Origin of the sequence: Uruburuella suis, assembly GCF_004341385.1 — a bacterium.
Classification (GTDB): domain Bacteria; phylum Pseudomonadota; class Gammaproteobacteria; order Burkholderiales; family Neisseriaceae; genus Neisseria; species Neisseria suis.
In genome coordinates this window covers 36,525-57,414 of sequence record NZ_SLXE01000012.1, presented here as the reverse complement: position 1 = coordinate 57,414, position 20,890 = coordinate 36,525, and the positions used below count along the sequence as shown (strand labels likewise).

General features: G+C 56.3%; 18 protein-coding genes and 1 riboswitch. Of the genes, 8 read left to right on the top strand and 10 right to left on the bottom strand.

The genetic code is table 11. From position 1 onward, the window contains the following. Positions 1–53: 53 nt before the first annotated feature. Both gcvH and gcvT read right to left on the bottom strand, forming a co-directional pair. Entirely contained in the window at positions 54–440 is a 387-nt protein-coding gene (gene gcvH / locus EV680_RS05860; RefSeq protein WP_207894300.1) for a glycine cleavage system protein GcvH, read from the bottom strand. A gap of 365 nt (positions 441–805) precedes the next feature. After that, positions 806–1,906, bottom strand: coding sequence for a glycine cleavage system aminomethyltransferase GcvT (gene gcvT / locus EV680_RS05855; RefSeq protein ID WP_132953807.1), 1,101 nt, complete (start codon positions 1,904–1,906; stop codon positions 806–808). Between the two features lie 149 nt (positions 1,907–2,055). Next, positions 2,056–2,142, bottom strand: a riboswitch (glycine riboswitch). Positions 2,143–2,487: 345 nt separating this feature from the next. Between gcvT and EV680_RS05850 the strand changes: the two genes are divergently transcribed. From EV680_RS05850 to EV680_RS05830, 5 genes are all read left to right on the top strand, one after another. After that, the gene (locus tag EV680_RS05850) at positions 2,488–2,973 is read left to right on the top strand and encodes an Lrp/AsnC family transcriptional regulator (RefSeq protein ID WP_132953806.1); all 486 of its coding nucleotides are present in this window, start codon (positions 2,488–2,490) and stop codon (positions 2,971–2,973) included. A gap of 423 nt (positions 2,974–3,396) precedes the next feature. Continuing rightward, positions 3,397–3,987: a DUF1415 domain-containing protein gene (locus EV680_RS05845; RefSeq protein ID WP_132953805.1), complete on the top strand. Its 591-nt coding sequence runs from the start codon at positions 3,397–3,399 to the stop codon at positions 3,985–3,987. Beyond that, a complete protein-coding gene (locus tag EV680_RS05840; RefSeq protein WP_207894299.1) occupies positions 3,987–4,346 on the top strand; it encodes a YbaN family protein in 360 nt (119 codons plus the stop codon). Before EV680_RS05845 ends, EV680_RS05840 begins: the two co-directional genes overlap by 1 nt. A 358-nt stretch (positions 4,347–4,704) precedes the next feature. After that, a complete protein-coding gene (locus EV680_RS05835; protein WP_132953803.1) occupies positions 4,705–6,108 on the top strand; it encodes a sodium:proton antiporter in 1,404 nt (467 codons plus the stop codon). Between the two features lie 114 nt (positions 6,109–6,222). After that, positions 6,223–7,236 carry a hypothetical protein gene (locus tag EV680_RS05830; RefSeq protein WP_207894298.1) on the top strand — a complete coding sequence of 338 codons (1,014 nt, stop codon included), beginning with the start codon at positions 6,223–6,225 and terminating at the stop codon, positions 7,234–7,236. Positions 7,237–7,354: 118 nt separating this feature from the next. Here EV680_RS05830 and betT read toward each other — a convergent pair whose 3' ends face one another. The 6 genes from betT to lptF all read right to left on the bottom strand — a co-directional run bounded on the left by betT (position 7,355) and on the right by lptF (position 15,918). Further along, on the bottom strand, positions 7,355–9,364 hold the full coding sequence (betT, locus tag EV680_RS05825) for a choline BCCT transporter BetT (RefSeq protein WP_132953802.1): 2,010 nt from the start codon (positions 9,362–9,364) through the stop codon (positions 7,355–7,357). A gap of 229 nt (positions 9,365–9,593) precedes the next feature. Then, on the bottom strand, positions 9,594–11,279 hold the full coding sequence (gene betA, locus EV680_RS05820) for a choline dehydrogenase (protein ID WP_132953801.1): 1,686 nt from the start codon (positions 11,277–11,279) through the stop codon (positions 9,594–9,596). A 71-nt stretch (positions 11,280–11,350) separates the two neighbouring features. Continuing rightward, complete coding sequence (locus EV680_RS05815; RefSeq protein ID WP_132953800.1) at positions 11,351–12,103, bottom strand: hypothetical protein; 753 nt, start codon at positions 12,101–12,103, stop codon at positions 11,351–11,353. A gap of 10 nt (positions 12,104–12,113) precedes the next feature. Then, positions 12,114–13,577, bottom strand: coding sequence for a betaine-aldehyde dehydrogenase (gene betB / locus EV680_RS05810; protein ID WP_132953799.1), 1,464 nt, complete (start codon positions 13,575–13,577; stop codon positions 12,114–12,116). Positions 13,578–13,738: 161 nt separating this feature from the next. Beyond that, positions 13,739–14,809, bottom strand: a complete 1,071-nt coding sequence (lptG, locus tag EV680_RS05805; RefSeq protein ID WP_132953798.1) for an LPS export ABC transporter permease LptG — start codon at positions 14,807–14,809, stop codon at positions 13,739–13,741. Beyond that, on the bottom strand, positions 14,806–15,918 hold the full coding sequence (lptF, locus tag EV680_RS05800) for an LPS export ABC transporter permease LptF (RefSeq protein WP_132953797.1): 1,113 nt from the start codon (positions 15,916–15,918) through the stop codon (positions 14,806–14,808). Before lptF ends, lptG begins: the two co-directional genes overlap by 4 nt. A gap of 146 nt (positions 15,919–16,064) precedes the next feature. On the opposite strand from lptF, the gene EV680_RS05795 reads away from it, so the two are divergent. The 3 genes from EV680_RS05795 to EV680_RS05785 all read left to right on the top strand — a co-directional run bounded on the left by EV680_RS05795 (position 16,065) and on the right by EV680_RS05785 (position 18,625). Next, on the top strand, positions 16,065–17,480 hold the full coding sequence (locus tag EV680_RS05795; RefSeq protein ID WP_132953796.1) for a leucyl aminopeptidase: 1,416 nt from the start codon (positions 16,065–16,067) through the stop codon (positions 17,478–17,480). Between the two features lie 110 nt (positions 17,481–17,590). After that, entirely contained in the window at positions 17,591–18,160 is a 570-nt protein-coding gene (locus EV680_RS05790) for a flavin reductase family protein (protein ID WP_132953795.1), read from the top strand. A 30-nt stretch (positions 18,161–18,190) separates the two neighbouring features. Beyond that, positions 18,191–18,625 (top strand): DNA polymerase III subunit chi, encoded by a 435-nt coding sequence (locus EV680_RS05785; RefSeq protein WP_132953794.1) that lies wholly within the window; start codon positions 18,191–18,193, stop codon positions 18,623–18,625. A 352-nt stretch (positions 18,626–18,977) separates the two neighbouring features. Here EV680_RS05785 and EV680_RS05780 read toward each other — a convergent pair whose 3' ends face one another. Further along, the gene (locus EV680_RS05780) at positions 18,978–20,279 is read right to left on the bottom strand and encodes an N-acetylmuramoyl-L-alanine amidase (protein ID WP_132953793.1); all 1,302 of its coding nucleotides are present in this window, start codon (positions 20,277–20,279) and stop codon (positions 18,978–18,980) included. Beyond that, a complete protein-coding gene (gene tsaE / locus EV680_RS05775) occupies positions 20,264–20,737 on the bottom strand; it encodes a tRNA (adenosine(37)-N6)-threonylcarbamoyltransferase complex ATPase subunit type 1 TsaE (RefSeq protein WP_132953792.1) in 474 nt (157 codons plus the stop codon). The genes EV680_RS05780 and tsaE overlap by 16 nt, the downstream gene beginning before the upstream one ends. Positions 20,738–20,890: the final 153 nt, after the last annotated feature.

Sequence of the window (20,890 nt, the reverse complement as noted above, 5' to 3'; positions counted from 1 at the left end):
GATAAAAAAGGCCGTCTGAACGCAAAACTGCTTTCAGACGGCCTTCTCAATCATCAGCCGATTTCGGCAGCGTATTGCTCGGCAGTCAGCAAACCGTCTAAAGCAGCGGCATCGGCCGGTTTGATGCGGAAAAACCAGCCCGCGCCGTAAGGCTCGCTGTTGGCCGTTTCCGGCGCATCCACCAAATCTTGGTTCACGGCCACAATTTCACCGGCAATCGGCGCATACACATCGGATGCGGCTTTTACCGATTCCACCACACCCGCTTGCTCGTCGGCAGCCAGCACCGCGCCCACGGCAGGCAGCTCGACAAACACGATGTCGCCCAACAATTCTTGCGCGTGCTCGGTGATGCCCACGGTGATGGTGCCGTCGGCTTCGGCGCGCAACCATTCGTGGCTGGATACGTATTTCAGTTCGGCAGGGATATTGCTCATGATGTGTTCTCCATGTTTGGATTTAAAGGGGGTTTTAAAGATAAGGCCGTCTGAAAGGAATGAAAACGGCTTTATCGGTTAATGATGCCTGTCTGAAAGGGTGTGTCTTTTCAGACAGACATTGGCTTGTGTTACCACCGTAGCAAGCGCAGCATGCGTGAGTAGGGTGTGCACCTATGGCACGCACGCGTTGTTCGATTCTCTGCAACCGCGTGCGTGGCTTGCGCCACACACCCTACACATGGTGCAAAAGCCGCCATAGGTCGGGCTCTCGAATCCGACGCTTGTTCGCAGAACCAGTTTTATTTTCAGCCTTCGGCTAAATGTCGGATACGAGTATCCGACCTACGCACAACTTTCAGACGGCCTCAATCAAACTGCTTCTGCCCATTGCGCACAAACGGCAGCTTCAACACGCGCACGTCCACTTCTTTGCCGCGCAGCAACACTTTAGCCGCGTCGCCTTCAAAGGTTTTGGGCACGCGGGCGATGGCGATGGATTGTTTCAGGCTGGGTGAAAACACGCCGCTGGTGGTGATGCCGTTGCCCGTTTCGGTAATCACTTCCATGCCGTCGCGCAAGATACCGCCTTTTTCCAGCAGCAGGCCGACTTGTTTTACGTCTACGCCTTGTTCTTTCAACGCCACCAGCGCGGCTTTGCCGACGAAATCGCGGGCTTCGTCTTTTAAGTCTACCGTCCAGCCCATACCGGCTTGCAAGGGGCTGGTTTCATCATTCATATCGTTGCCGTAGAGGTTCATGCCGGCTTCCATGCGCAAGGTGTCGCGCGCGCCCAAGCCGCAAGGCTGCACGCCGGCCGCTTGCAGGGCTTGGAAAAAGGCACAGGCTTCGGTGGCAGGCAGAATCACTTCCACGCCGTCTTCACCGGTGTAGCCGGTGCGGGCAACAAACCAGTTGTCGCCCAAATCGGCGCCCTGAAAGGGTTTGAGCTTGTTGACGGTGTCGGCCCATTCGGGTTTGACGCTGAGCAGTTTTTCAATGGCTTTGGGGCCTTGCACGGCCAGCATGGCCAAATCGTAGCGCGGGGTGATTTCGATGCCGAAAGCTTTGCCCACTTCGGCAAATTGCGCCAAATCTTTGGCGCGGGTGGCGGCGTTGGACACAATGCGGTAGGCGGTTTCGGCTTCGTTGGCGCGATACACAATCAAGTCGTCCATCACGCCGCCGTTGTCGTTGAGCATGGCGGAATAGAGGGCTTTGCCGACAAAAGAGAGTTTGGCCACATCGTTGGCAAGCAGCTTTTGCAGCCAGGCTTTGGCCTGAGCGCCGGTGATGTCGGAAACCAACATATGGGACACGTCAAACATGCCGGCATCGGTGCGCACGGCTTCGTGTTCGGCGATTTGCGAGCCGTAGTTGACCGGCAGCATCCAGCCGGCGAAATCCACCAGCTTGCCGCCGGCATTTTGATGGGCTTGATAAAAAGGGGTGGTTTGGGGGTTGTTCATTTCTCGGCGCTCCGCGGTAATCAGAATAGGCATGGCAGCGTGCTTGGCACGCGCCCCTATCTGTCCTGTGACCTGAGATTTTCGGCTGCCTTTTCAGACGGCCTTTTCCCCTTCGGTGGGCGCAGCCGCGCCGCTCTCCAGATGTTGTGTTGATGTGTGCAGTCCGTTTACCTGAGCGATTTAAGGGTGTATGCGCCTTCGGTGTTACTGGCTGTAATCTCTCCTGCACAGGCGGATTATGGCGGCAATCGGGCTTTCGGGCAAGCCCCTCTTTACGTGGCCTTAACGTAAAAAACGGCGCTTGTGGCAGCGATTGGGGCTTTTCGAGCATTTGCAACAATATGCAGCCCTTTAATAAAATAATTTTCCCTACTTTATTTTAAAAAATTAATTTTTTTAAACTATTGTGCGTTAATTTGAATTAGAATATATTAAGCTTCCATTTTGGATAGCTTAAAGAGGCTCTGAAAAACGCTGGTGTATGGATTTTGCCGGAATAAAAGGGCGGTAAAAGCCGTCATGATGAGTTATTCAGAGCCTCTTTGAATACGAACGATGAGAAAAACTAAAGGGAAATAGCCATGGCACAAATCACACTCGATAAAACCGATTTGAAAATTTTGCAGGTGTTGCAGGAAAACGGTCGCCTCACCAATGTGGAGCTGTCGGAGCGCGTGGCTTTATCGCCGTCGCCCTGTTTGCGCCGTTTGAAGCAATTGGAAGACGCGGGCATTATCCGCCAATATGCGGCGCTGCTCTCGCCGGTGGCGGTGCAGCTGGGCTTGCAGGCTTTTATCCGCGTGTCGATCAATAAGGCCAGCGAGGCGCGCGATCATTTCTCGGATGCGGTGCAAACCTGGCCCGAGGTGTTGAGCTGCTTTGCGCTCACGGGCGAAACCGATTATCTGCTGCACACATTTTTCACCGATATGAATGCGTTTTCGCATTTTGTGCTCGATACCTTGCTCTCGCACCCGGGCGTGCAAGACGCCAAATCGAGCTTTGTGCTCAAAGAAATTAAAAACACCACGGCTTTGCCGCTGGGGCATTTGCAGCATTTTGATTGATGCGCGGCATCATCATAATATGTTTGCAGGCAGGCCGACGGCCTGCTTTTTTGTTTCAGACGGCCTGGTTTTGAATTTGAAGCGCAAGGCCGTCTGAAAAGTTTTTAAGAGCGCTTTTTTGTTATACCCATTCAAAAAAATAATATACAAACAGGTAGCCTGTAGGTCGGATTCTCGAATCCGACACTTGTTTGCAGAACAAGGCGCGCACATTGCTTTGGCCGGTGGCCAAACGTCGGATTCAAGAATCCGACCTACGCGGATGATGCTGCCGAATTGCTTTTATTTTGTAAGATTATTTTTTCGAATTGGTATTACTTGATTATGGTTCGTTTGAATTTCTTTTCAGACGGCCTCGTGCAGATAGGCAAGTGCGCCGCTGTGCGCTTATAATTGAGAACAATTTTTAACTGAGTAAACATCATGACCGCGCCCGACGACCAAACCATTATCGAACACACCCGCCGCTGGCTGGAAAAAGCCGTGATTGGGCTGAATCTGTGCCCGTTTGCCAAAGCGCCGTATACCAAAGGGCTGGTGCGCATCAGCGTAAGCCATGCCCGCCATTTAGACGGCTTTTTGGAAGATTTGGATCGCGAGCTGCAATTATTGGGCAGCACGCCGGCCGATGAGTTGGAAACCACTTTATTGGTGCATCCGGCTTTGTTTGGCGATTTTCTGCTGTTTAACGATGTGTTGGATGTGGCTGATGCGGCGATAGCCGATAATGATTTGGAAGGCGTGGTGCAGATTGCGCCGTTTCACCCTGATTTTCAGTTTGAAGGCACCGAAGCCGACGATATCGGCAACTACACCAACCGCTCGCCTTATCCCACTCTGCATCTGATTCGGGAAGAGAGCATCGCGCGGGCGAGTGAAGCGTTTCCCGATGCGGCGGCGATTTTCGAGCGCAATATTGCGCGCTTGGAAAAAATGGGGCAGGCCGGCTGGGATGCACTGGAGATTCCGCGCTGCCCGATGCGGCAGGGCGGTGAAGCGGATAAGCCGCAATGATTATGCGGCCGCTGCTGTGGCTGGCCGGTGCTGTGGCATTGGCGCTGGGCGTGATCGGCATTTTTCTGCCGGTGCTGCCCACCACGCCGTTTGTGTTGCTGGCGGCGGCCTGCTGGGCCAAAGCCTCGCCGCGCTTTCACCGTTGGCTGCATGCGCATCATTATTTCGGGCCGATGGTGCAAAATTGGGAAGCGCGCCGCGCGGTGCCGAAGAAGGCCAAATATCTGGCTTTTTCGATGATGACGTTTTCCTGCCTGTTGCTGCTGTGGCGCTTTCCGGCGCAATGGTGGATAGCGGCGGTGTCGGCGGCTTTTTGTTTGAGCGTGGCGGTGTGGATGTGGCGGCTGCCCGATGCTTGAGCCTGCATTCATCGCGCGGCAATAGTGAATCAAAAACGTGTCTATTGCGTTGGAAATGCGCGCAAAATGCTTAACTTGCTGCAATTCGTGCCTTATTGGCACGCTTTTGCGTTCAAAATCTTGCTTGTGGGTGCATTGTGGGCATTGCGCCGGCTCGGGAATGTAAAAAAGTTTCACAAAAAGCCGGCCAAACTGGCATCAATGTGGCTTTTCCTTTACAATCAGATGGTTTTTTGAGTGCTATTTGTATTCAAATTGTATTCAAACACACCATCTTGACACATTGTCTGCTGATGCTGTTGCGGTTTTTTTCAGACGGCATAAGCGTGTTTATAATAACAATCGTGAAGGAAAATCAATGCGTGTTCAATCCGCTCTTCTGCCCTTGCTCCTCGCGCCGCTGCCGGCGCTGGCCGCCGCTTTTGACGGCGCCGAGCTGAGCTTGCTGTGGGGTATCCCTTTTGCTATGGTGCTGCTGTCGATTGCCATCGGCCCTTTGCTGATGCCGCGTATGTGGCACCATTATTTCGGCACCATCACCGCTTTTTGGACCCTGCTCTTTTTGGTGCCGCTGGTGGCGATATACGGCTTTAGCGCCGGTGTGGAAACCGTTGTCCACGCGCTGGTGGAAGAATACATTCCTTTTATTTTGCTGCTTCTCGCACTCTACACTATTTCGGGCGGCATTTTGGTGTGGGGTAATCTGCACGGCAGCCCCAGGCTCAACACCACGATTTTGGCCATCGGCACGGTGCTTGCTTCTTTTATGGGCACCACCGGCGCGGCAATGCTGCTGATCCGCCCGCTTTTAAAAGCCAACGATAACCGCAAACACCGCGTGCACGTGGTGGTGTTTTTCATCTTTTTGGTGGCCAATATCGGCGGCGGCCTCACGCCGCTGGGCGATCCGCCGCTGTTTCTGGGCTTCTTGAAAGGCGTGGATTTTATGTGGACGGTGCAGCATATGCTGCCGCCGGTGTTTATCAGCAGCGTGATTTTGCTGACTGCATTTTATTTTCTCGACCGCTATTTCTTTTCTAAAGAAGATGAAATTTTGCCGGTCGACCCCACGGCAGACAGCAAATTGCAGATTTTCGGCAAATGGAATTTCCTGCTTTTGGGCGGCGTGGTGAGCGCGGTGCTGATGTCGGGCATTTGGAAGCCGGGCATTTCATTTGAAATTTTCGGCAGCCATTATGCGCTGCAAAACTTGGTGCGCGACGGCATTTTGCTGGCGCTGGCGCTGATTTCGCTGAAAATCACCCCCACGCAGGTGCGCGCGGGTAATGAATTCAACTGGGATCCGATTCTCGAAGTGGGCAAGCTCTTTTTGGGCATTTTCATCACCATTTCGCCGGTGATTGCCATTTTGAAAGCGGGCGAGGCCGGCCATTTCCGCGAGCTGATTTCGCTGGTGCACACGCCCGACGGCGCGCCCATCAACAGCATGTATTTCTGGATGACCGGCCTGCTTTCCGCCTTTTTGGATAATGCGCCCACCTATTTGGTGTTTTTCAATATGGCCGGCGGCGATGCCCAGGCCTTGATGACCGGCCCGCTTTTCCATACGCTGCTGGCCATCTCGATGGGCTCGGTGTTTATGGGTGCGCTCAGCTATATCGGTAACGCGCCCAACTTTATGGTGAAAGCCATTGCCGAGCAGCGCAAGGTGAAAATGCCCAGCTTCTTCGGCTATATGGCTTGGTCGTTCGGCATTTTGGCACCGCTTTTTGTGTTGCACACCTTTATTTTCTTCCTGTAAATATGGGCATAAACAAGCCGTCTGAAACGAAAAGTTTCAGACGGCTTGTTTGTTTGTATAAGTTAATCGGGCTATACTGAATCATAGAAAAGATAAAATATAAAGGAGAAGCAAATGGCTTATCAAAATCTAAGGGCGCGGCAGCTGCCCTTGTCTTTGCTGCTTTGCCTGGCGCCTGCTGCCGCTTTTGCTGCCGATGCGCCGGAAACGGCCGAAGCACCCAGCGCAACCGAAACGGCCGCAGAAGCCACTTGGGTGGATGAGCAGCATTCTTCCGTGCGCCGCGGCATCAAAGGGCTGGCGCATCAGCTGGACGATTGGTTTGGCGAGCCCGATCCCGATGATCCGGCTTCGGCTAATCTGCGTATTATTTTGGACACCAATTGGAACAAATACGATGATGTTTCTTTCAAACCGCGCATTCGCGGGCGCTTGCGGCTGCCGGTGCTGGAAGAGCGCTTGAGCGTGGTGTTTGGCGATGATTCGCTTGACAACGAATTGCAGGATGAAGCGCATCTGGGCGCCGACGGCCGCCTGCACGACAGCTCAGACAAACGTTTCGACCGCCGCCAGAGCCGCGATGAAAACAGCTCGCTGGCGCTGCGCTGGTCCGACATCACCCGGCGCACGGGGCTCGACACCGATGTGGATTTGGGCGTGCGCTCGGGCAATGATATTTATGTGCGCTTCAAAGCCGGCAAAAACTGGCAGCTGGACAACGATTACAACACGCGGCTCGAGCAGATTTACCGCTACGGCATCGACAGCAAGCATTATGTGCGCACTAATTTCGAGGTGAAACGCGCGCCGGTGGGCGAGCCGTTTGTGGCCAACCATCTGCATGTGCAATACACGCACGATAATGATGAAGAATGGGAATGGGGCAACAGCCTCTACCGCCAGCACGATTTTGCGCCCGGTAAATGGTTGAACTACGGCCTGTATGCCGGCGGCTTTATCGAAAACAAAAAAGCCGACATCAACGGCTACGGCCCGTTTGTGGGCTACCGCCAGCCGTTTTGGCGCGATTGGCTGTTTGCGCAAACCGAGCTGAATTATTATAACGACCGCCGCGAAAACCGCAGCCATCATGTGGGCGTGTTGTTGCGGCTGGAAGCTTTGTTTTGATGCTTGCCGGCAATATGCAAAGGCCGTCTGAAAGTTTTCAGACGGCCTTTGGCATATTGATATCGAAGCCTGTTTACATTACCGCGAGATGACATACAAATAGGCTTCGTTATGTCACTCAGCGCTCCAAATGCAGAAACTGCATATGCCGCTCATATTGGCTCAAAATATCGATAATAATCTGCTCTTTGGTGTAGCCGACAATATCGTAATCCTGGCTGCCGTCTTGCAGAAACACTTCGGCGCGGTAATATTTTTCCTGCTCGCCGGCAGAGGCCAGATTGCCGGCCTGGCCGAGCGCAAACACGGGCTTGATGCCTTCAATCAGGCGCACTTCATACACAAAATCCACTTCTTCGCCGTGTAGGATTTCCAGGCGCAGGCGGTGGTTTTGCTTGTCTTGCGCGAGCGTGCTGTCGATGCCTTTGGCTTGCAGCTCGTGCGCCACCTCCAGCATGGCCGGTGGCAGGGTTTTTACCATAAAGCGCAGCGCGGTTTTGGCACCGGGAAAGCTCACCAAGCGGTTGAGGCGGTTGCGCCAATTGCGCCCGTCGTCCAACACCATCGCTTTATCCACCGCATTGGCTTTGCGCTTGTTGCCCTCTTGGCGCAGGCTTTTCCACATCGACACCATATACACCACCAACACCAGCGAAAAGGGCAGCCCAGCCACCACGCTCACCGATTGCAGCGAAGAGAAGCCGCCGGCAAACAAAAGCCCCAGCGTAATCAGCCCCGTGGCCGCAGCCCAGAAAAGGCGCAGCCAAATCGGCGCATCCGCACCCGAGGCGAGGTTTTTGCTGCTTAAATTGGCCAGCACCAAAGCGCCCGAGTCGGCCGAAGTTACAAAGAAAATCAACCCGATCAACACGGCAAACAGCGACCAAGTGGCGGCGAAAGGATAGTGTTCAAACAAGGCAAACATGCCCATCGCCGGGTCGGCCAGCGCGGTTTCACCCAAAGCCGTTGCGCCGTGGCTCACCAATTCGATGGCGCTGTTGCCGAAAATCGAAAACCAGGCAAAGATAAAGCCCAGCGGGATAAACATCACCCCCAGCACAAATTCGCGCAAGGTGCGCCCGCGCGAAATGCGGGCGATAAAAAGCCCCACAAACGGCGCCCACGCCACCCACCAGGCCCAGAAGAAAATCGTCCAGCCCGCTTTCCATTCGGCACCGGCCGCGCCCTGATAGGCGTAAACGTCAAAAGTTTTGCCGATGAGGGTTTGGAAATAATCGCCCACATTTTGCGTGAACGCATTGAGCAAAAACACCGTCGGCCCCATCACCAAGAGCGCAATCAGCAAAAAAGTGGCGCCCAGCATATTGATTTCCGACAAACGGCGCACGCCGCGTTCCACGCCCGACATGGCCGATAAAGCCGCTGCCGCCACCACCGCCACGATAATCACCGTTTGCACAAGCTTGCTGGTTTCAATGCCGAACACATGGCTCAAGCCCGCATTGGCCTGCAATACGCCGATGCCGAGGCTCGTGGCAATGCCCAAAAGCGTGCACACCACGCCGAAAATATCCACGCTGTGGCCGAGCCAGCCATCGGTGCGCCGCCTGCCGAACACCGGCACCAAAGCCGATCGCAGAGCCAGCGGCAGGTTTTGACGGTAGGCGAAATAAGCCAGCGCCATGCCAATCAGCGCATAAATGCCCCAGCCGTGCAAACCCCAATGCAAAAATGCCTGCGCAATGGCCGCACGCGCCGCTTCGGGCGTGCCGCCGCTGCCATCGGGCGGGGTGAGGTAATGCGCCAGCGGCTCGGATGCGCCGAAAAACAGCAAATCAATGCCGATGCCGGCGGAAAACAGCATCGCCGCCCAAGTGAGAAACGGAAAATCGGGCTTATCGTGATCTTGCCCGAGCTTGATGTCGCCATAGCGCGACAGCCCCACATAAAGCGCAAACAGGCTGTAGGCCGCCACCACCAGCATGTAATACCAGCCGAAATGGTCTGACACCCAGCGCAAGGCATTGCCGAGCACCGCTTCACTCGCCTGCGGGAAGAGGATGGTGAACACAATTAATAAGATGGAAACCAGCGATGAAGCCAGAAACACGGTTTTGTTGACCGAGAGCGTAGGCGCTGCGTCGGCAGGATTGGGCGGGCTGTGCATGGATACTCGCTTTCTTGTTGTGGTGTGGCTTGTTGTGGTGTGTGTCGGCTTTCAGACGGCCTGTGTTTGTTTGCAGGCCGTCTGAAAGCTGAATCCGGCGATTCAGGCAGGCGCCTAGAAAACTTCGGGTTGGGTAACTTTCAAATCAATATCAACACATTTGTCGGATAGAGCCAAAGGCCGTCTGAAAACCGAAGCTGCGTCTTGATTTGGCAGTGTCTGTCCATGCCTAAACCCGTTTGGCTTCGCCGTGTACCGGTGCGCCATCGGCCACATAATAATCGGCATCGGCGCGGGGCAGGGGCGTGCGGCCGCGGATTTGGTCGGCGATTTTTTCGGCCAGCATAATGGTGGTGGCGTTGAGGTTGCCGGTGATGATGTCAGGCATAATCGAGGCATCCACCACGCGCAGGGCGGTGATGCCGTGCACGCGGCCTTGGCCGTCCACCACGGCATCGCTGCCTTCGCCCATGGCGCAGGTGCAGGAAGGGTGATAAGCGGTTTCGGCGTGATTGCGTACATATTCATCTAGCTCGGCATCGCTTTGCAGGCTTTCAGACGGCGTGATGACTTTGCCGCGATAAGGGTCGAGCGCGGGTTGGCGCATGATGTCGCGGGTGATGCGGATGGCGGCGCGGAATTCTTCCCAATCTTGCGCATCGCTCATGTAGTTGAACAAAATGCTCGGGTGCTCGGCCGGGTTTTTCGATTTGAGCTTGATGCGGCCGCGGCTTTTCGAGCGCATCGAGCCTACGTGCGCCTGAAAGCTGTGCGCTTTGCTGGCGTTGCGGCCGTCGTAGCGCACGGCGATGGGCAAAAAGTGATATTGGATATTGGGCCAGGCAAATTTTTCATCGCTGCGGATAAAGCCGCCGCCTTCGAAATGGTTGGTAGCGCCCAAGCCTGTGCCTTGAAAGAGCCATTCTGCGCCGATAGCGGGCTTGTTCCACCATTGCGTGGCGGGGGCGATAGACACGGGTTGTGTGCATTCATATTGCATATAGAGCTCGAGGTGATCCTGCAGATTGTTGCCCACGCCCGGCAAATCCAGAATCTCGCTCACGCCGGCTTCGGCCAGCCACGCGCCGGGACCGATGCCGCTTCGTTGCAGCAATTGCGGCGAAGCAATGGCGCCGGCGCACACAATCACTTCTTGGCGTGCTTCAATGCTGTGCATTTGCTTTTGGTGGGCAAAGCGCACGCCGCGCGCGCGTTTGCCGTCAAACAAAATCACATCGGTGAGCGCGCCGGTGACGATGGTGAGCGCTTCACGCGCTTTGGCGGTATCAAGATAGCCGCGGGCGGTGGAGGCGCGGCGGCCTTTGGGGGTGACGAAGCGGTCCATCGGGCCGAAGCCTTCTTGCTGATAGCCGTTGAGATCGTCGGTGCGCGGATAGCCGGCATCCACGCCGGCCTGAATCATGGCTTCAAATAGCGGATTGGTGCCGGGCTTGGCGGTGGCCACATCAATCGGGCCGCCTGTGCCGTGATAGGTGTTGGCACCGGCATCGCGGTTTTCGGCTTTTTTGAAATAGGGCAGGCAATCGAGATATGTCCAGTTGGCCAGCCCGGGCTTTTGCGCCCAATGGTCGAAATCGAGCGCATTGCCGCGGATATAGCACATGCCGTTGATTAAGGATGAACCGCCCAAACCTTTGCCGCGCCCGCAATCCATCACGCGGTTGTTCATAAAGGGCTCGGGCTCGGTTTTGTAGCCCCAATTATAGGTGGTGCCTTGCAAGGGCATGGCCAGCGCGGCGGGCATTTGGGTGCGGAAATCGAAGCGGTAGTCGGGCAGGCCGGCTTCGAGCAGCAGCACGGAAACGTTGGCGTCTTCCGTGAGGCGCGCAGCCAGCACGTTGCCGGCGCTGCCGGCACCGATGATGATGTAGTCGTAGGTGGGTTTGAAGGTCATGTTTCCATCCTTTTGAGCATCTTTCAGACGGCCTTGGTATCACACAGCAAGGCCGTCTGAAAAGCGGTGGGTCAATATTGCCAGATAAATTGGCTGGTCGGGCGGCCTTGTTGCAGCGTCCACACGCTGTAATAGGCGCCGGCGCCATCGCCGCCGCGGCCGTAGAGATACCAGGTGTTTTCATCGCCGATGGCGGCGCCTTGAATGTTGAAATTCAGCATCTGCCCGATGGCGGCAGGCGGGAAAGGCAGGCTTTGGCTGCGATGGTGCACGGTGATGGCCTTAATCTGCCGAATCGGGTTGACTGATAAATTGTTTAGCTGCGCCACGCTGATGCCGCCGTCGAAACCGAAAAACGGCCGCCCCTCAAGCGTGTGGTAAAAGCCGTTTTTCAGGCCGTCGAAGCGGTGGCGTGTCAACGGCTCATAATCGATTTCGATACGGTGGCTGCCGTGACGGAAAATTTGCTGTCTGCTGCTTTGTGCGCCTGTTTCAAATTGCGGCAACTCGTCCAGCGCTTTCAGACGGCTGGCGTGTATCAGGCCGCCGGGCGGGTTGAGCGGGGCGTAGCGGCGAAAGTGGGCTGGTGCTTTTGTGGCGCTGTAGCTGATTTGGTGGTATTGCATGCGGTCGGGATAATCTTCTCCGTAAGAAGCCACCACTTGCGGCGTGTGCAAACGGGCAATGATTTTATCCGGCCGGTGCACATCGCGCAGATTGACAAAGCCGTCGGCATCATTGAGCAGCATAAACGGTGTGTCGGCATGAGCGGCGGGCAGCAGCAAGCTGAGAAATAAACCAGCATACCAGTATGTGCGATTCATTCAGACGGCCTCAAAACACAGATTGAAAATCGCCCAATTCCACCTGCACTGATTTGGTTTGCGTGTAGTGCAGCAGGGTTTGGATGCCGTTTTCGCGGCCGATGCCGCTTTGCTTGTAGCCGCCCACGGGCATTTGTGCGGGCGATTCGCCCCAGCTGTTGATCCAGCAGATGCCGGCTTCGATCTGGCCGATGATGCGGTGGGCGCGTTTCAAATCGGGCGTTACCACGCCGGCAGCCAGGCCGTAGGCGATGGCGTTGGCGCGCACAATCACTTCTTCTTCGGTGGTGTAGCTCAAAATGCTCATCACCGGGCCGAAGATTTCTTCGCGCACGATGGTCATGTCGTCGAGGCAGTCGGTAAACACAGTGGGGGCAACGTAAGCGCCTTCGTCAAACGGGTGTGCATCGAGGCGCTGCCCGCCCGCAAGCAGGCGCGCACCTTCGGCGCGGCCTTTTTCGATATAGGCGAGCACTTTTTCCATATGGGGAAAGCTCGCCAAGGGGCCGAAATTGGTGTGCGCATCAAGCGGGTTGCCAATGCGGATGCGCGCCACGCGCTCTAAAATCGCGGCCTCGAAAGCTTCTTTCATTTTGGCCGGCACAAACACGCGCGTGCCGTTGGTGCACACTTGGCCGGCGCTGTAGAAATTGGCCATCATGGCGATGTCGGCAGCCAAATTAATGTCGGCATCGGTGCAAATAATCAGCGGCGATTTGCCGCCCAATTCCATGGTGACATCTTTCAGGCTGGATGCGGCGGCTTGCGCCATCACTTTTTTGCCGGTGGCCACGCCGCCGGTGAAGGAGATTTTGGCAATATCGGGGTGCTCGCTCAGCGCCGCACCCACACGGTAATCGCCCAGCACCACGTTGAACACACCATCCGGCAAGCCGGCTTCGGTGAAGATTTCCGCCAGCTTGAGCGCGCCCAAGGGCGTGATTTCGCTGGGTTTGAACACCATCGCATTGCCGGCGGCCAGCGCCGGCGCGGCTTTCCACATGGCAATCTGAATCGGATAATTCCATGCGCCGATGCCGCCCACCACGCCCAAAGGCTCTTGGCGGGTGTAAACAAAGCTGCTCTCGCGCAGCGGAATCTGGCGGCCTTCGATGGCGGCGGCGAGGCCGGCATAATATTCAATCACATCGGCACCGGTAACGATATCCACATATAAGGTTTCTGAGAGCGGCTTGCCGGTGTCGAGCGTTTCGAGTTGCGCCAATTCATCGTTGCGCGCGCGCAGAATCGCCACGGCGTTGAGCAACACACGGCTGCGCTCGACGGCGGTGTATGCCGCCCACGCTTTTTGGCCGGCGCGCGCAGCGGCCACGGCGGCATCGATTTCTGCGGGCGTGCTTTGCTGGAGCGTGGCAAGGGTTTCGCCGTTGGCTGGGTTGATGCTGGCAAAGGTGTCGGCTTGGGGATTGGGCTCGGCGTAGCGGCCGTTGATGTAGGCGGTGTGTGTGGTCATAATTTTTGCTTTCTGATGAAATTGGCAGCAAATAAATGAAGTTGCTGCTTATTACTTTCTTTTACCCTAACACAGATTTTTCGGCTTGTCACACCGCGCCGATAAGGAAAGGCCGTCTGAAAGCGCTTTCAGACGGCCTTGGCGGCAAGCGGAGCAGATGTTTAGCGCCGCTCTTGCCGACGGATTAAATACACGCCCAGCAAGCCGAATAATAGAGTGGGCAACACGGCGGCGATAAACGGCGGCACGTTATAGAGCTGGCTGGTAAAGCCAAACAGGCGGCCGGCAAAGTGAAAAGCCAGCCCCAGGCAAATGCCGAAGAAAAGCTTCAAGCCCATATTGCCGTGGCGGGTGGATTGCGGGGTGAACGAGAGCGCCACCAGCGCCATAATCATGGCCGCTACCGGATACATCAGCTTGCGCCACCAAGCGATTTCGTAGGTGCGGGTTTGCTGCTGGTTGTCTTTCAAATGGGTGATGTAAGTGGTGAGCGCCGACACCGACATTTGCTCGGGATCGACCAAGAGCACATCCAAAAGATTGCGTTGCAGGCCGATGGCCCACTCTTTTTCCGGTTGATGCTCGGTGCGCACCTGATCGTCTTCCAAAATGCTGCTGCGCACGTTTTTGAGCAACCAATGGTGATTGCTGCCAACGGTGGCCGAATCGGCGGCGGTGGCCTCGGCCAGCCGGAATTGCGCATCGTGGCGCCACACTTTCACATCAAGCAAAGTATGGTCGGGCAGCATTTCGCGCACATTGATGATGTGGTTACCCTCTTTGAGCCACAAGCCCTGGCTGCCGGTGCTGATTTTGCCGCTGATGGCGCTGGCTTTGAGATTTTCGGCGCGCTGGCTCATCGCCGGCGCGAGCCATTCGCCCAAAAGGGCGGTGGCCACGGCGAATATCAGGCCGAATTGCAGCAAAACGGCAATCAGTTTTTTGGTGCTCATGCCGCTGGCTTTCATCACCGTGAGCTCGCTGCCCGAAGCGAGCTGGCTCAAGGCAATCAGGCCGCCGATTAGCACCGCCAGCGGCAGCAGCTCGTAAGCATGCGCCGGCATTTGCATCAGCACATATTGCATCATTTTGGCGCCGTTGTAGCTGCCCTGGCCGATGTCGCCCACTTCGCTGATGATGTCGAAAAAGCTGTAAAGCGCCAGCAGCGCGAGCAGGGCATAAAGCGTCATGCTGCACAGCTGGCGGATTAAATAGCGGGTGAGCAGCTTCATTCAGCGCCCCCTTTCAGGCTGTTTTTCAAGGCCTGCCAAAACGGCTGCGCGGGCAGGCTGCGCACACGCAGCAACAGAATGGCCGCTGCCAGAATAAGCAGATGCAGCGGCAGCATGCCCAGCCAGAAATTGAGCTTGCCCTCTTCAACCGCGTTGCGCAAAAAGGTGAGGCCGTTTTGATAAATCAGATAAAAGCCGATGGCAATCAATATATTATAAGTGTGGCCGGTGCGCGGGTTGAAATAGGAAAGCGGCACGGCCAGAATACTCAGAATCAACACGCTGATGGGCAGCGATAAGCGCCACATCAATTCGGCCTGATATTGCGGGTTGCTGCTGCCGAAAAGCTGCGCGGTGGGGATGGTGCGCCGGTGCGACACCGGGTCGATGATTTTGGGCGCGGCGCTGATCACCAGGCTGAGGCTTTGAAACGACACCTGATTGTAGTCGGCCTGCCCGGGCGTGCCGCTGTAGCGGTAGCCTTGCTTGAGCTCGAGTGTGCGCTGGTTGTTTTTCAGTGAAAATTCGCCGGCTTTGGCAAACACGATGTTGTCGTTGCCTTTATCGTCGCGTTCGCGCAAAAACAGGTTTTTCATCACGCCCGAGTCGGTGTCGAAGGTTTCCACAAAATACACGCGGCCGCGGCTTTTGCCCAAGGCGCGGAATTCGCCGGCTTCCACCATCGATAATTCCTGCTTTTGCTTGAGGATTTCCGCATATTCGCGGCTGCGCAATTCAGCCCACGGCATCACCCAAAGCTGCATCAGCGCAATCAAAATGGCAAACGGCACGGCAAATTGCAGCACCGGGCGCACCCATTGCTTCAAGGCCAGCCCGCATGAGAGCCACACCGACATTTCGCTGTCGCGCCAATAGCGCGTGAGCACGGTGAGCGTGCTGATATAGGCGGTGAGCACCAGCAAAAGCGGTGTCATGCCGATAATCCAGAAGCCCACCAGCGCCACCACGGCATCAATCGCCACGCGCCCGTCGGCCGCGCGGCCGAGCAGGTTGATGGCCTGTGTGGAAACCAGAATCGCCAACAGCACGACAAAGATGCCCACCGCGGTGAACGAGAGCTCTTTAATGAAATTACGTTGATATATCATAAATAATGGGTTTGCCGTAGCGGTGCAGGGTTTCAGACGGCCGCTGTATTGGAGTACAATCAGCCGGTATTCCGTTTTCAGACGGCCTGTGCGGGATAACCAGGCCGTCTGAAACATATAACCGATATCGAGCCAGGAGAATGAACGTGGAATTTAGCACAAAAGCCGAAAAATTGCAGCCGGGCAGCGCGGGCGCGTTGCTTTATGTGTGCAGCGATGCCTGCCCGTGTGCACAACACAGTGCGCATGAGGCCGCCCAATTATTGTGCGCAGCGCTGGAAGAGGGGCAAAGCTTTGCCTGCACCCAAATCGCGCACCAAGGCGGCTTGCAGGCGGTAGCGGTGCTGCGCGTGAAAGACGAAGAACGCGCCACGCTGGAAAAAGCCGCCAAAGAAGCCGCCGCCTGGGCGCAAAAGCAAGAAAATGTAAAAATCGACGTGAGCGCGTTTGACGGGGTGGAAGCGCCGCGTGTGGCCGAAGTGTTGGCGTTGGCGTTGGGCGAGGCGGTTTACCGTTTCGAGCGCTATAAAAAAGAAGCCAAGCCGGCCAAATTGCAGCAAGCCGAGTTTTACCACCCCGATAGCAACTTGGCCGCCGCGCTGGCCGTGGCCGAAGCGCAAACCTACGGCATGAACATCGCCAAAGATTTGGGCAACGCCGCGCCCAACGAATGCACACCCGAATTTTTGGCCGACACCGCCAAGGCCGAAGCCAAAAAGCTCGGCGCCAAAGTGAAAATCCGCGGCAAAGATTATATCAAAGCCAATATGGGCTCATTTTGGTCGGTGGCCAAAGGCAGCAGGCAAAAGCCTTATCTGGTGGAATTGAGCTATTTCGGCGCGGCCGATAAAAACGAAGCGCCCACCGTGCTGGTGGGCAAAGGCATCACCTTCGACAGCGGCGGCATCTCGCTCAAGCCCGGCCTGAATATGGATGAAATGAAATTCGACATGTGCGGCGCGGCAAGCGTAATCGGCACTTTTTGCGCCGCCGTGAAGCTGCAATTGCCGATTAATCTGATTGCCATTGTGCCCACTTGCGAAAACATGCCCAGCGGCGTGGCCAACAAGCCCGGCGATGTGGTGACCAGCATGAAAGGGCTCACCATCGAAGTGCTCAACACCGATGCCGAAGGCCGCCTGATTTTGTGCGACGCGCTCACCTATGCCGAGCAATTCAAGCCCAAAGCCGTGATTGATGTGGCCACGCTCACCGGCGCCTGCATTGTGGCGCTCGGCCACGATGTGAGCGGCCTGATGGGCAACAATCAGGCGCTGGTCGACGATTTGCTCGCCGCTTCGCTGGAAGTAAACGACAAAGCCTGGCAGCTGCCGCTGTTTGACACTTATAAAGAGCAGCTCAAATCCAACTTTGCCGACCTGCCCAATATCGGCACGCCCGGCGCAGGCACCATCACCGCGGCCATGTTTTTAGCCAACTTCACCGAAGATTACCCGTGGGCGCACCTCGATATCGCCGGCACCGCCTGGAAATCGGGCAAAGAAAAAGGCGCCACCGGCCGCCCCGTGCCTTTGTTGCTCAATTATCTGCGCAACGTATAAAAAGAAGGAAAGGCCGTCTGAAAGCGGCTTCAGACGGCCTTTTGCCTATAACAAAATATCAAGTCCTCACACATCCTGAGCCATGCTTTCACAAACCATAAGGATGATTTATGTATCAAACGCTTAACCTCAACTTGGCGTTTACCCTTGTCGAGCCCTCGCCGGTGGTGTTGATTACCACGCGCGACCAAGGCAAAGACAATGTGTTCACCCTCTCATTGCTGATGCCGCTGGGCTTTGACGACGACAGCGGCTGCTGCAACATCGCCATCATGACTGGCCGCTGGAACCATTCCGCCCGCGCCATGCTGAAAAACAAACAATGCGTGCTGCATGTGCCCACCGCCGAGCGCATGGCCGACACCATCGCCATCGGCACCGTGAGCGGCGCGCAAGTGGATAAATTCGACCGCTTCGGCCTGGCGCGTGAAGAAGCCAAACAAGTGGATTGCGCCATCATCAAAGGCTGCGCCGCCTATATCGAATGCCGCGTGGTGGACGATATCGAGCAGCACGGCATCGTGATTCTGCGCCCTGTGTCCGCCGGTGTGAATGAGGCCGAAAACCGCAAGTCGAAAATCCATTCGGTGGGCGACGGCCGTTTTTTCACCGAAGGCGAGCGCTTCGACTACCGCGCCCTGATGAACGAAAAACTGCCGCCGCAATGCCAAATCAGCTGAGTCCTGCCGCTGCTTATTTTGAGAAAAACCATGCCCAAAGCCACGTTTTACACCCATGTCAGCCACGCTGAAGCCTTTATCTGCCGCCTGGCGCAACGCGCCGTGCAAAGCGGCCGCGTGTTGGTGTGGGCAGAGGGCGCCGCTGCCGCCGAGCGGCTCGATGCCGAATTGTGGCGCTTTGAGCCGGCCGGCTTTTTGGCGCATGAAATGTGGCAGGGTGGCGAGTGGCCGCAAGATGTGCCGCTGCTTTTGGGTGCGGGCGCCGATTTGCCCGCCGTGCCGACCGATTGGGTGGTGCTCAACGTGTCGCCCGAATTTTGGTGCGATGCCGCCCGACCGCCGGCGCGGGTGCTGGAAATCGTCGGCAGCAGCTTGGAAGAATTGGCCGAAGCACGCGAGCGCTTCAAGGCTTACAAACAGCAAGGCTTTGAGATTGAGCACCACAATATGCAGGGCAAAGCCTGATGCTCGCGGCGGGATGGCGCTGCAACCGGCAACCGCCTCATGATAGAAAACAGCTGCATGAAACAACATGGCCGTCTGAAAACGCGTTCAGACGGCCTTCTATAGTGAAATGCATAAAAAAGTGATACGCGGGTAGGTTGGGTTGCAAACCCAACAAATCCACAAGCCGTCTGAAAGGTTGGGTTTATCAACCCAACCTACGCCGTTGCAAAGTGTAGTTTTGTGTCACTTTTTCTTGTATTTCATATACCCATTGCCTATTCAAAGACCATCATTGCATGATATGGGAAAGGCCGTCTGAAAACGCTTTCAGACGGCCTTTCCCATTATCCAAGCACCTATACAAAATCCATCAGCGGCGCGCGAGCACGGCGGTGTTGAGATAATTGCGCACACCTTGGGCAATGGCTGCCGCACTTTGTTGGCGGAATGAGCTACTGGCCAAAAGCCTCTCTTCGGTGGGGTTGGACAAAAAGGCGGTTTCCACCAAAATCGACGGAATATCCGGCGCGCGCAACACGGCAAAGTTGGCTTGATCCACATGGCCTTTGTGCAGCTTGTTGAGCTTGCCCAATTCGTCGAGCACGCGGCGGCCGAGCACGAGGCTGTCTTTGATGGTGGCGGTTTGGGTCATGTCGAGAATGGCGTTGTCCACATTTTTATTGCCCACTTTTTGCACGCCGCCGATTAAGTCGGCGCTGTTTTGCGTTTGCGCCAAAAAGCGGGCGGCGGCGCTGCTGGCGCCTTTGGTGCTGAGCGCATACACGCCGGTGCCGCGCGCGCTTGGGCTGGTGAAGGCATCGGCGTGTATCGACACAAATAAATCGGCTTTGAGGCTGCGGGCTTTGGCCACGCGCACGCCCAGGGGGATAAACACATCTTCGTTGCGGGTCATGTATGTGCGGTAGCCCATGGCATCGAGGCGTTTTTTGGTTTCGCGGGCGATGGCGAGCACCACGTCTTTTTCGCGCAGGCCGCTGGGGCCGATGGCGCCCGGGTCTTCACCGCCGTGGCCGGGGTCGAGCACGATAATCGGCTTGCGGCTGCTGCCGCGCGGGCTGGTGGGCGGCGGGGTGTCGATAATGGCGGGCTGGCGCTCTTTCACCGGCGGCACGCTGCCGCTGCCGGTGCCGTCGCTGCGGATGCGGCCTTGGGAATAATCGTTGAGCAGCGCCATCAGCGGGTCGTTGGCTTCTGCCGCCAAGGCCGTGGCGCTGGAGGGGTAAAGATCCACCACCAGGCGGTTGCGGAAATTGGCCACCGGCGCGAGCGTAAACACTTGTGGATTCACCGCCTGCTTCAGATCAATCACCACGCGCACGGTGGTGGCGGTATTTTGGCCCACGCGGATGTTGGCGATATAGGGATCGTTTTGCTGCACTTTGCTGCTGATGGTTTGCAGCACATTATTGAGCGTGGCACCCTCGATATCCACCACCAGTCGGGCGGGGTTGTCGAGCGTGAAATGTTTGTATTTCATCGCGCTCGAGGCTTCAAGGGTGATGCGGGTGTAGGCGCTGGCAGGCCAGATGCGCACGGCCACGAATTGCGGTGCGGCGGCGGCCTTGGCCAGCGCGGCCAGCGGGGTGACGGTGAAAAGCAGGCCGGTGGCGGCGCTGCGGACAATTTGACGGCGGGTTAATTTTTGAACCATGCTTCTAAACTTTTCTGACCGGTTTCAGTGTGGGCATTCAAGGTGGCGCGGCGGCCGGTTTCGGTGTGGCCCAGGTGGATGTCGATATCGGGCAGCGGCGCAAAGCCCTCGCCCAGCTGCGGCCATTCAATCAGGCAGATGCTGTGCCCGTCGGCCAAATCGTCTAAGCCGGCATCGTCCCATTCTTCGGGGGCGGTGAATCGGTAAAGATCGAAATGGTGCAGGGTGAATGCGGGCAGCGGGTAAGATTCCACAATGGCATAAGTGGGGCTTTTTACCGCGCCGTCGTAGCCTAGGCCGCGCAACAGGCCGCGTGTGAAGGTGGTTTTGCCGGCACCCAAATCGCCTTGCAGATAAACCACCAGCGGCGCAGAGAGCGTGGCCGCCCAGCTGCCGCCCCATTGCAGGGTGGCTTCTTCATCGGGCAAAAAGCGGAAAAAAGGCGCGCTCGGGCTCATGCATCACCTGAAAAAACAATAAATGCCGATTATGCTTTAATTCAAAGGCTTTGCAAACCTCATTGATTGCTAAATTTGATTAAAGTTTCAGGCGGTAGAAACGTTTGCAAGGCGGGAATCGGTGTACAATCGCCGGATATTCGTTTAAAAGCA